Raw genomic sequence first — 11,652 nt, 5'->3', positions numbered from 1 at the left:
GACCTCGGCTGACTTCTCGCCATTCGTTGTTACTACTAAGCGCTGACGAGACCTCCCCGGGTAAGAACGACAACCTTCTGCTCATGTCACTGCTCCATTTACTGTACAGGATTCGGGCAGTATCGGACTTCGCTTTGTTTGGCAAGCTCATCCGTCCTGATTCAGCCTTTGTATGAAGTTTCTGTTCGTCAGTGCAAGCATTTGCGTCCGTCTTCCTTCAGATTCCGCCTCACGGCGGACACCCTTGACTTTCGCTAACAGTTCCTACTGCCAAGTCTGTAGTGGACTTTCACCACCAAGTTGTCGCCCATGCCGGGCGCACCAAAAAAGGACCCGCAGCTTCTTCAGCTGCGGGTCCTTTTTAGATTTAGAAATGAAAAAATCAGTTGTTATACGTTTCTTAAACTGAATGTTTACGATCGACTGGCTTGCAAAGAATACATTTGAGAATAGATCCCTTCATTTTTAATCAATTCTTTATGCGTTCCTCTTTCGACGATTTCTCCTTTATCTAACACCAATATTAAATCGGCATTTTGGATAGTAGATAATCGGTGTGCAATAATAAATGTTGTGCGTCCTTTCTTTAACACTTCCATTGCTCGTTGAATCAGTTCTTCCGTTTCAGTATCAATATTTGAGGTCGCTTCATCCAAAATCAGGATGGTAGGATCAAAGGCCAACGCACGTGCAAAAGAAATCAGTTGCCGCTGTCCAGAAGATAGTGTACTTCCTTTGTCTACAACAGGCTCTTCTATCCCTTTCTCCATATTTTTCATTAATGTACTGCCACCCACTGCTTCGATTACACTATTTATATCTTCATCCGATATATTTTCTTTTCCCAAACGAATATTTGAGGCAATAGTTCCTTTAAATAGATAGGGATCCTGTAAAACGATCCCCATTTTTTCTCGCAAGCTTTTTCTTGAAAGGTGGGTACTTGTTTGTCCGTCTATTTGAACTCTACCTTTGCTAGGATCATAAAAACGGAAAAGCAAATTCATGATCGAGCTTTTTCCGGAACCAGTGTGACCCACTAAAGCGACAGTCTGTCCTTTTTTTACTTTGAATGAAATATCTTTCAAAACATATTCTTCCTCATAAGCAAACCATACATTTTCGAAAGCCACCTCTCCCTCGTCAGTAGAGAGAATAGCCATTTCGTCTTCTTCAGTTGGGACTGCTTCTAGTTCGAACACCCGTTTAGCAGAGGCCAGAGCTTGTTGTAAATAAGCCCATTGTGAAACAATACCTTGAATAGGATTGAATAACCGAGTCGTATAATCTACAAAAACATACAACATCCCTATCGTAATAGTCAATGTACCTTGGATACTTCCCATTCCAAAATATAAAACCAATAGTAGTAATGCAAAATTTCTAAGTGTCCCTACGAAACTCCATGAAGCCAAGGCATCTAGAAGCATGAATTTTTGACTATACTTGAACCAGCTTTCATTGACTTCATCAAACTCATCTTGTATTTTCTTCTCTTGTCGAAATGCCTGTACTATTTCCATCCCTTGGATAGCTTCATTTAACTTAGCATTGATTTCACTGATCAAACTTCTGATTTTAGATGTATATTCTTTAGCAAATCGTTGGTAAATAAATGCCCACAGAATAAAAATCGGGATCAGAGAAAGAGCGGCCAAGCCGAAAGGTACATTTAACCGAATCAAAGCAATATAAACTCCAATTAAATAACTAATATTTGTAAGAACTTGTCCCAAAGCCACAACATAAAAAATACGCAATTGTTCTGTATCATTTGTGATCCTTGAAACAACCTTTCCCGCTGGCATATTATCAAAATAACGAATAGGTAATTTTTGAACATGTCCATATAAATCATTACGCATTGTCTTTACAACGCTATTCGCTCCTACTGTGAGAAGTAAAAAACTAATGTAACGACTTCCAGCAGTAATCAAAGATAATACTAAATATATGAGTAAAAGGTTTAAAAGCAGTCGCCCATTCAAAGCAGATTCTATGGAAGGAGTAATGACATTATCAATGATTCGTTGAATAACTAAAGGACGAATCAAATCTGCAACCACTGTCACGATCAATAATATTATACCTGAAAGAAAAGTCCATTTTTTTAATAAAGTATATGCAAGCATTTTTCTTAGTGTATGCATCAGATAGACTCCTCCTTCAATTTCTGTCTTTCAAATTGGGCATAATACCAACTATTTTCGTCTTCTATTAACGATGCATGCGTTCCTTCATCAATAATTTTTCCATCTTCTAATACGATGATCCAATCCGCATGGTGAATAGCAGATAAACGATGCGTTATAATAAAAGTTGTTTTTTCTCTACGTACAGTCTGGATAGTATTTATAATATTTTTTTCTGTTTTGGCGTCCACCGCTGATAGGGTATCATCCAATAAAAGTATATCTGGATTTAGTAACAAAGCACGTGCGAGTGAAATGCGCTGTTTTTGTCCTCCGGATAATGCAACACCTTTTTCGCCCACTAGTGTATCTAATCCTTCAGGCATTCTTTTGATATCATCTTCTAAGTTAGCCATCTTGATTGCATTTAAAATGCTTTCTTCGCTCGCTTCTTCTACACCAAAAGAAATGTTATCTCTTACAGAGCGTGAGAACAAAATATACTCCTGGGGAACATAGCCAATTTTACTGTGGATTTCATCCAAAGAATATTCTTTGATATTTTTTCCTTCCAATAAAATCTTGCCTTCTCCTAGAGGATATAGCCGTAATAATTGTTTAATGAGTGTCGTTTTCCCGCTGCCTGTTTTACCCACAATACCGACAGTCATTCCCGCTGGAACTGTTAAAGAAACATTTTTCAAATTATAGTCAGGAGATTGCGGGTATTTAAAGGAGACATTGTCGAATTGAACACTTGGTTGGCTCGTAATTTTTTGTGTCCCATACTCCTCCATATCATCACTTGCATCGAGTACTTCATTCACTCTTTCCAAAGAAGCACTCCCTTGTTCAACTAAATTGATCAATTCTCCTATAGATTGAACGGGCCATACAACCATTCCCAAATACACTTGAAAAGAAATCAGTTCTCCAATACTCAAAGCATTCGAAGAAACAAGCATTGCTCCATATCCAAATGCAATAAAATAACTGACACCCAATAATATGGTAATGATCGGCTGAAACGTCGAATTGATTTTTGTAACTGCAATATTTTTAGCTAATACATCTTCTGTTCTCTCTTCGAATTGCTCCTGCTTACTTTGCTCTTGGACATATGCCCTTATTACCCGAACACCTTCCACTGCTTCTAATACCTCATCATTTATGTCTGCGAAAGCATCTTGGGAAGCTTTGAATCTTTTATTGACTTTATCACCTAATATTTTTAATATCCAACCCAATAAAGGTAAAGGCAACAAGCTAACTAAAGTAAGTTTCCAAGAAACAGTAAAAAACATGACCAGAATAATGGATCCCAAAAATAGAGTTGAATCCATAAAAACCATTACCCCAAACCCAGCCATTTCAGATACTGCTCTCAGATCATTTGTTGCACGGGCCATCAAATCTCCTGTTCGAAACTTCTCATAAAAAATAGCACGCATTTTTGAAAAATGATTCATCAATTGTCTCCTTAAATCACGAGTCAAAAGATTTGAACCTCCAAACAATTGGAAAATCCACATTGCTCCGATTACATAAGATAAGCTAACAACGACGAAAAAAACAATGCTGTACCTAATTAATTGTTCTATCGTTAAGGTTTGTTGGTAGATAGCGTCAATAACTAATCCCAATATATACGGGGGAACCAATATCAGTAAATTGTCACTGAGCATCCCCAAAATTGCTAAAGTGTATCTTTTTTTATTTTCTTTGAAAAATGGTTTTAAATCTTTGAATACTGTTAACATATACTCACCTATTTCTATACATTTGCTAAAAATTGTTGTCGTTCTTAATTTTAGCTTTTGTTTTGTAACAATACAATCTTTTTTGCATAAAAACACCCTTTTCTCTGGAAAAGAAAAGGGATTTTTATTAATTTAATCTATTTTATCATTATCATAATGGTGCGTTAGATCCATATCAATAAAATTCTGCTGACGTAATGCTTCATAGATTAATATAGCGGCTGTGTTAGATAAATTCAAAGAACGAATGTGTTCATCATTCATAGGGATCCTGAGACATTCTTTTTCATAAGTACGCATGAACTCTTCTGGTAAGCCCGTTGTTTCTTTCCCAAAAATAAAATAATGATCAACTTCTAAATCACTATAATCAACAGCGGTATAGGCTTTATTCGCAAATTTTGTAATCAGATGGAGTTGTCCAGCTTTTGCATATTCTATAAATTCTTCCAAATTTTTATGGTAAACCACTTTGACCGCATCCCAATAGTCCAAACCGGCACGTTTTAGATGCTTATCATCTGTTTTAAATCCTAATGGTTCAATCAAGTGCAAATGGGTATTGGTCCCCGCACAGGTTCGTGCAATATTTCCTGTATTAGCCGGGATCAATGGTTCATATAAAACGATGTGGTTAGCCATTTTTTTCATCCTCTATTTCTTTTATTTTTACGCAAGGTCTTTGTTAGAATGATCGTCACTGCTTGCGTTATTTCTTCTTTTGCTTCATCATCGACTTCTTGAATAGCAGCTTGCTCTAAAAATTCAATTACTGCTTCATCTTCGCTTGTTGCAATTTTGCTTAATGCCCAAGCAGCAGTTCCTCTTATGACAGGTCTCGGATCTTGATCAAGACAACGCAATAAATCCGGAACAGCAGAACGATCACGATAATTCCCCAATGCGATGAGAGCATTTCGCTGGAGCGGTTTTTTTCCGCGCCAAGATCCAGATAACGATCCAAATTTTTCTTTAAAATCTCTATTTTTAATAGTCAACAGAGGCTTCAATTCCGGCATCACCTTATCAGGATCGGGCTCCATCTCTTCATGTAAATGAAAATCTATTCCCTTGTTATACGGACAGGATAATTGACATATATCGCAACCATAGATGACATGACCCATTTGCTGGCGGTATTCTTCCTTCATAAAACCTTTTGTTTGTGTCTGGTAAGATAAGCACTTATTCGCATTCATTCTTCCGTCCCCTAACAAAGCATCCGTCGGACAAGCACTCACACAACGCATGCAATCCCCGCAGCCGAAAGGTACCTTTGGATCGGGCACGAATTGTATGTCTGTAATGATTTCCCCTATATACACATAGGTTCCAAATTCTTCTGTGACTAACAATCCATTTCGGCCTATGAATCCTATTCCTGCTCTTTCAGCGACTGCAACATCGACTAATTCACCAGTGTCTACCATTGGCTTAAAAGAAGCGGGTTCCTCTAATTCTGATTGAATGTACTCTATCAACTGATCCATCCTATCTCTTAAAATAGTATGGTAGTCGATCCCCCAACTTGCTCGTGCAAATTCTCCTCTGCGCACACCCTTTTCTCTTTTAGGTGGATTGGGGATTTTGGAGGGGTAGGCCAGGGCAATAGATATTATGGATCGTGGATCATCAAATATTTTTTCTGGATAAATTCTCTCCGGGATGTTTTTGTGTTCGAATCCGGAGTGATGATTCTTCTCTTGTTGTTTGATCAGCTTCTCTTCCAAATCATAAAAAGGTTCAGCGTTGGCAAAGCCAATTTTATCAATTCCAATTTCTATACTTTTTTTTATTATTTTTTCTTTGAGAAGTTCATTCATATGCCCTGCTCCTTTTTGTTTTATCATAAATAATTATATCAAATAGCGGCAGCTTTCTAAAGAAACATTTGTGAACATATGTTTTATGAACAAAAGGGAGTAGGAAACAGGTGAAAAAATACAAAAAAACGTACCGTTTCGGTGTCAAAGCACTGCGAAACGGTACGTTAGTAAAGCCTTTGGAAATTCATGCATTTTTATCAACTTCTGATGGGTTGATTGATAAAAACAAATGAATCAAATTAGCTTATGCATACTAATATAGCATCCTAAACAATAATTTGCAAGTACTACTGATCATTACTTTTATTTCCAATAAGTATTAAGTAATGCATTGTGATTTCTCTGACACTATCTTCAGCGTATTTCTTTTTTTCACTCGCTACATTCCAGGACAAAGGTGTCATTTCAATCAATTGTTTAGCACCCTCCTTATCTAATTGAACGGTATAGTTAACTTCTTCACTTTGCCAGTTCGAAAATTCTTCTTCAAAGCGATCTTGAACATCCTTATTCGAATAGGTTCGTCTGCTATCTCCTTCTTCAAAAAATATCGCTCTTAATTCTTTTAGATAGGCTGAATGGGGTATCACTTTGATAAGTTGTCCCTCATTATTTAATAAACGGTGAAATTCTTGATAATTTGATGGAGATAAAATATTTAAAATTGTAGAGAAGCTTTGCTCTTTAAAAGGCGAATCAGCTAAATCAGCAACGCACCAAAATGAATTCGGGTAATTTGTCGCCGCTAAATTTATTGCTTCTTTAGACAAGTCAAAGCCTATTGTCGGGCCGGTCAACCCTTTTTTACGCAAATAAGCTAATTGTGAACCCTCACCACAGCCAACATCTAATACCGGTCCATCATAGGAGGCTATTTTATCAAAAACATGATCCAACAGTGGCGTAAACAATCCTCGTATTGCTAAAGAGTGTCTTGATTTCCATAATTCCTTACTATAATTTTGTTGACTGCTTTTGTTCAGGAAATGAATTGTCCCCTTTTTAGACAACGCATACCGATGATTATTTGAGCATACGAGTTCCTTATTTTCCACTTTGATAAAATCTGATGAACAGATGGGACATTGAAATAAACTAAGCCAGTCTTTTAAAAACAACTCACTCCGTTCGATTTTTCTTAAAATAGTATCTCCTCATTTCATTGTTTCCTACTTTCTTTTAAGTTTATCACATGTATAATCTATATTCTTGAAAGAATTGATTGTTCATACTCTGAACAAACTAGATTCAGATAAAAATAGAGTTTTTACACTGCCTTGGAATCTAAATGATCCATTTTTTCACTTTGAATCTATGCCGAATCCAAACTTTAGATGCTGATCAAAGCGATAGTTTACACGATACATAAAAAAATGTCGTGAAACCAATTGCAAATAAAAGATTTAACAGTCGAAATAGGCAATGAAAAGGCAAACTCCAAGAAAAAAACTGAATAAAAATAGTCAAAAAAGAGGTACGAGAAATATTCTCGCACCTCTTTTTTCTTGTACAAACTCATTAAATTTATAGATGCGGATCATTTTCTTTGAACATATCTTCACGTTTGTATTCTACATCTTCATCAACCAGTGTTGTCGTATCTTTGCCTAAATCATAATGGTCTTCGACGTACTTAGCTGTTTCATCATCGATAGAATCTTGTCGTCTCACTTCATCTAATTTTGAGAAAACTAGGTGTGCTTGATCTTGTACTAAGTTACGATAAATGAGTATTCTTCTTCTCATTTCTTCAGTTCTATCTAAAAGTTCTGCTTGCATCTCTTCACCGGTTTTCGGAGAAAGCATGTGCGCGGCACTATATCCTACTAAAGAGCCAATAATCATTCCTATTCCAAATGTTCCCTTTGACATTATTTCATCTTCCTTTCTCGTCACTACTTATATTCTACCGATAATCAGGAACTTTTTCATCTCAAATGATTAAATAAATAGTATGCTCCCGTCCATTATTTCCGTGGAAAAAATTCTATCTGTTTTATAAAATCTTTTTAAACAAAGCATAAGTAATTATATGAGCGCTACTTGCTTTCTTACAGTACACAAACTTTATCCAGAGCGTCTCTTTATGTTACGTATATCAACTCAAATAAGATAAAAGAATACCCGCACAAACTGCTGAACCAATAACTCCAGCTACATTTGGGCCCATAGCGTGCATCAACAGATAGTTAGAAGGATTTGCCTTTTGACCTTCTTTTTGCACTACTCTAGCTGCCATAGGAACGGCAGACACACCCGCAGCTCCGATCATCGGATTGATTTTTCCATGTGAAAGCTTGGACATTAATTTACCCATGAGAACGCCGGAAGCAGTTCCCATAGCAAAAGCAAAAACACCCATAGCAAAAATAATTAAGGTATCTGCTGTCAATAGTAGATTCCCATCTGCTTTAGCTCCTACAGTTATACCTAGTAATATTGTTATGATATACATAAAAGAGTGCTGAAGTGTATCCGTCAATTGAGGTACTCGACCGCTTTCTTTTATTAAGTTGCCCAACATCAACATCCCAATAAGAGGTGCAGATGAAGGAACCAATAACACGACAAATATAGTGGTCATTATTGGAAAAACAATTTTTTCAGTTTTAGAAACATCTCGAAGTTGAACCATTTCAATCTTTCTTTCCGCTTCAGTCGTCAGCAGACGAATGATCGGCGGTTGTATAATGGGTACCAACGCCATATAAGAATATGCAGCTAACGCAATTGCAGATAGCAAATGCGGTGCTAGTTGCGTAGAAAGAAAAATAGCAGTAGGTCCGTCAGCTCCTCCAATGATTCCGATCGCACCGGCCTCTTGTGGTGTCATATTCAGTGCCAAAGCGCCAAAAAAGGCTAAAAAGATACCTATCTGAGCTGCTCCACCTAATAAAATCGTTTTAGGGTTCGCAATCAGCGGTCCAAAATCTGTTGCTGCCCCTAGACACAAAAAGATTAGAGGGGGATAAATTCCCAGACTGGTTCCCTGATATAAGTAATAGAGCAATCCCCCATTTGACTGATCAACAGGGATACTCATCAAGTCGGTCAAAGGTAGATTAACTAGAAGCATGCCGAATGAAATTGGAATAAGTAGATAGGGTTCGTATCCTTTCCTTATTGAAAGATATAAAAAAACCAGAGAAACAATGACCATAATAAATTGTTTAAAAGTGAAGGAAAAAAGACCTATTGTAGATACAAATTCAGAAAAAGCTTCAATCATTCTTCTTCACCTCTTTCTTCCTTGTAACCTTAATGTGGTAATCTTTCAAGTTTACCTCTTGATTTAATACCGCAGTAATAATAGCCACGTGCTGTTTGTCCACCGATTGAACGTTTTTAGCAGTTATTCTCTCCTTGCCGACCTGACTAGTTTCTCCTTTTCGATTTACCAATTTTGCAGTAAGTTCAATGGCGATCATCAGAAGCAGAAGCACTGAAAATACAACTACTATTCCTATGATTGCTAGATTTATTCCATCCATAAGGGTAAATTGATCCATCAATTCTCCCTCCTTTTCTTCCAAATTGCACTAATGTAAAAGAAGAAAGAAGTTGAAACTGTACTCTCAACTTCTTTCACATATTTTAAATCCCTTTCTTTACATGAAAGCTCAACTCTTATAAAGGGCTTCTAAAGATTTCAGAGCTTCAGCTGGTAATGTGTTTAATCCATTTGCTTCATTGTTCTCGCTTATGAATTCAATTCTCATTTGAATGCGCTCTTTGACTAATTCAATATATTCTTTGCTGGTCAACTCTGGATCGTAACCGTCTATTTTTGCATAAAAAAGTGATTCAAATGGACCAAAATTCTCTAGTTTTACAGTTTCGTCCACCACTGATTCTATAGCTCCAAGAGTGACTTCCTTAGTTATTTTTTTGCCCATGAATTCTCCAGTATTGATAATGTAGCAATCGATCCCTCTTTTTTCAAATAACTCTTTGAAACGATCATAGTCATCTTGCAGAGGATAAACTCTAAACGGATTGGCGTAAGGCTCTATGATCAGTTTATTCAAATCGACTCCTTTAGCTACCCTTTCAGCACTCGTTCTTTTTGTTGCCAGTGTTGCACCAAAAGTTGAAGCCAATATAGAATTATCTACTTTTAAAAGTGGAGGAAGAGAATCATCTTTCATGATCCAATAAATAGCATTGATTGGTTCTTCAAATTTATCCACTCGATTGGGGGTTGAATACCGCGATTTGACGGTTCTCCCATTTCCGTTCCGTAGATCTTCTGTTAATAGAACCTTATTGTCGTCACCATCCAGCGTAACGGCTACATTTTGAACAGTTACAAAATAGTCGACTTCGGGATGATCCGTAGGATAATCATTTGTCTTATCAAAATAAGAAGGCTCTAAGGCAATGGATGTGCCGTCTTCTATGCTAATGATAAAGGCATCATCGTGTAATACTTTTACGTCGTATTTGTTATTATGCTTAGCATGTGTCAGGGTCGATTTTCCGGATCCGGATAAACCAAAGAATGCAGAAACATAGTCTTTTTTGCCCGTGCTAAATTTCTTTTGACCACCATGACAAGCTGCGTAACCAATATGATTGGCAATGTTCCATGCTAAGGTCAATGTCCCTTTTTTTAGTTCACCAAAATAATTCAACCCTAAGATGATACCACAATTATGTTCTGGATCGAAATAAGCCAATCCTAATGGATAATCAGGATGAGACCAGTTTGGATCTTGATAAATATAGATATCTGATTTGTCAATATCAGTCGATTTTTCATAGAGTTTTTTATATTCATCACTTTGATTTTGAAAGTTAAGCAGCCATGAATATAAATTGTTTTCTTGGCCTTCTGGAACAGATAAATGAGCTTGAACCATAAAATCTTCATCGAGTCCTACATAAGCAGAAGCTTTATATCTATTTTTCTTTTTGCCGTCATATATCGCCTGACGAATTATAGGTGCTAGTTTTTTATCTTCTTCAGGATCCATTCCAACGATCCTGCGCGCAACAGCTGTTCTCCCTACGATTTTACCCCCATTTTCTACTAATACTTTTGCTGATTTAGGTATTCCGATCTCTTTCGTATGTTTTACGGGTAAATCAGTCACGATCGTATGGGGAGACTTTTCCGCCATTTTATAAGCATCTTTTAAAGATGCGATTTCTTCTACATTGTTTCCATAAAAGGCAGTTTCAATGACTGCTTTCAATTGTGAAAAATGTTTGTTCTCTTTTCTTATTTCCTGTCTTGAAAACTTTTCTCTTGTTGCCATATGAATTCCTCGCTTCCAATGGTAGATTCTTAAATACTAAATAAGAGAAAACTGAAGACTCACCTTCTTTCCTTAGAAAACGCTTACATAATTATACAAAAAAATATTTTATTCCATATACTTATATTAGCAAACACTTGCACTTTTATAAAGCAATATTCACACTGATTTATAAAAAAATAAAAGACCAGAACAAATGTCCTGATCTTTCTTTCTTATTTTATGACCCGTACGGGATTCGAACCCGTGTTACCGCCGTGAAAGGGCAGTGTCTTAACCGCTTGACCAACGGGCCAGAACGGAGAGTAAGGGATTCGAACCCTTGAGACAGGTTTTGCCCGCCTACACGATTTCCAATCGTGCTCCTTCGGCCAGCTCGGACAACTCTCCATAATTAAAAAAAGCTCCACAAGCAGGGCTCGAACCTGCGACATCGTGATTAACAGTCACGCGCTCTACCAACTGAGCTATTGCGGATAAACAAAAAAAGTGCACGGCAACGTCCTGCTTTCACAAGGGGAAACCCCTCACTATCCTCGGCGCTGAAAAGCTTAACGGCTGTGTTCGGAATGGGAACAGGTGTGTCCTTTTCGCCATCGCCACCGCACATTTTTCTATTTTGAGAGCGTTGTTCTCTCAAAACTGAATAGCTTGATCTGAATACACTACATCA

General features: G+C 37.1%; 10 protein-coding genes, 3 tRNA genes and 1 rRNA gene. 1 reads left to right on the top strand and 13 read right to left on the bottom strand.

What is annotated here, in order from left to right:
- Positions 1-413 precede the first annotated feature (413 nt).
- The 4 genes from H626_RS0109540 to queG form a co-directional block, all read right to left on the bottom strand.
- Entirely contained in the window at positions 414-2,153 is a 1,740-nt protein-coding gene (locus H626_RS0109540; RefSeq protein WP_211221980.1) for an ABC transporter ATP-binding protein, read from the bottom strand.
- Positions 2,150-3,892, bottom strand: coding sequence for an ABC transporter ATP-binding protein (locus tag H626_RS0109535; RefSeq protein WP_027109161.1), 1,743 nt, complete (start codon positions 3,890-3,892; stop codon positions 2,150-2,152). Before H626_RS0109535 ends, H626_RS0109540 begins: the two co-directional genes overlap by 4 nt.
- A 132-nt stretch (positions 3,893-4,024) precedes the next feature.
- On the bottom strand, positions 4,025-4,534 hold the full coding sequence (gene trmL, locus H626_RS0109530) for a tRNA (uridine(34)/cytosine(34)/5-carboxymethylaminomethyluridine(34)-2'-O)-methyltransferase TrmL (protein WP_027109160.1): 510 nt from the start codon (positions 4,532-4,534) through the stop codon (positions 4,025-4,027).
- A 5-nt stretch (positions 4,535-4,539) separates the two neighbouring features.
- Entirely contained in the window at positions 4,540-5,715 is a 1,176-nt protein-coding gene (gene queG, locus H626_RS0109525) for a tRNA epoxyqueuosine(34) reductase QueG (protein WP_027109159.1), read from the bottom strand.
- A 110-nt stretch (positions 5,716-5,825) separates the two neighbouring features.
- On the opposite strand from queG, the gene H626_RS11725 reads away from it, so the two are divergent.
- Positions 5,826-5,951: a hypothetical protein gene (locus H626_RS11725; protein ID WP_281170665.1), complete on the top strand. Its 126-nt coding sequence runs from the start codon at positions 5,826-5,828 to the stop codon at positions 5,949-5,951.
- A gap of 54 nt (positions 5,952-6,005) precedes the next feature.
- On the opposite strand, the gene H626_RS0109515 is transcribed toward H626_RS11725, so the two are convergent.
- From H626_RS0109515 to rrf, 9 genes are all read right to left on the bottom strand, one after another.
- On the bottom strand, positions 6,006-6,773 hold the full coding sequence (locus H626_RS0109515) for a methyltransferase domain-containing protein (protein WP_169449791.1): 768 nt from the start codon (positions 6,771-6,773) through the stop codon (positions 6,006-6,008).
- A 469-nt stretch (positions 6,774-7,242) separates the two neighbouring features.
- Positions 7,243-7,590, bottom strand: coding sequence for a YtxH domain-containing protein (locus tag H626_RS0109510; RefSeq protein WP_027109157.1), 348 nt, complete (start codon positions 7,588-7,590; stop codon positions 7,243-7,245).
- Positions 7,591-7,816: 226 nt separating this feature from the next.
- Positions 7,817-8,947: a sodium ion-translocating decarboxylase subunit beta gene (locus tag H626_RS0109505; protein WP_051237935.1), complete on the bottom strand. Its 1,131-nt coding sequence runs from the start codon at positions 8,945-8,947 to the stop codon at positions 7,817-7,819.
- Positions 8,940-9,227 carry an OadG family transporter subunit gene (locus tag H626_RS0109500; RefSeq protein ID WP_027109155.1) on the bottom strand — a complete coding sequence of 96 codons (288 nt, stop codon included), beginning with the start codon at positions 9,225-9,227 and terminating at the stop codon, positions 8,940-8,942. The genes H626_RS0109505 and H626_RS0109500 overlap by 8 nt, the downstream gene beginning before the upstream one ends.
- A gap of 111 nt (positions 9,228-9,338) precedes the next feature.
- Positions 9,339-10,979 (bottom strand): phosphoenolpyruvate carboxykinase (ATP), encoded by a 1,641-nt coding sequence (locus H626_RS0109495; protein WP_027109154.1) that lies wholly within the window; start codon positions 10,977-10,979, stop codon positions 9,339-9,341.
- A gap of 223 nt (positions 10,980-11,202) precedes the next feature.
- Positions 11,203-11,274, bottom strand: a tRNA-Glu gene (locus H626_RS0109490).
- A 4-nt stretch (positions 11,275-11,278) separates the two neighbouring features.
- Positions 11,279-11,369 (bottom strand) — tRNA-Ser (locus H626_RS0109485).
- A 14-nt stretch (positions 11,370-11,383) separates the two neighbouring features.
- A tRNA-Asn gene (locus tag H626_RS0109480) sits at positions 11,384-11,456 on the bottom strand.
- 14 nt (positions 11,457-11,470) lie between these two features.
- Positions 11,471-11,586 (bottom strand): 5S ribosomal RNA (rrf, locus tag H626_RS0109475).
- Positions 11,587-11,652 lie beyond the last annotated feature (66 nt).

Origin of the sequence: Lacticigenium naphthae DSM 19658 (genome assembly GCF_000425865.1) — a bacterium.
GTDB lineage: Bacteria > Bacillota > Bacilli > Lactobacillales > Carnobacteriaceae_A > Lacticigenium > Lacticigenium naphthae.
This window is presented reverse-complemented; position numbering and strand designations above follow the sequence as displayed.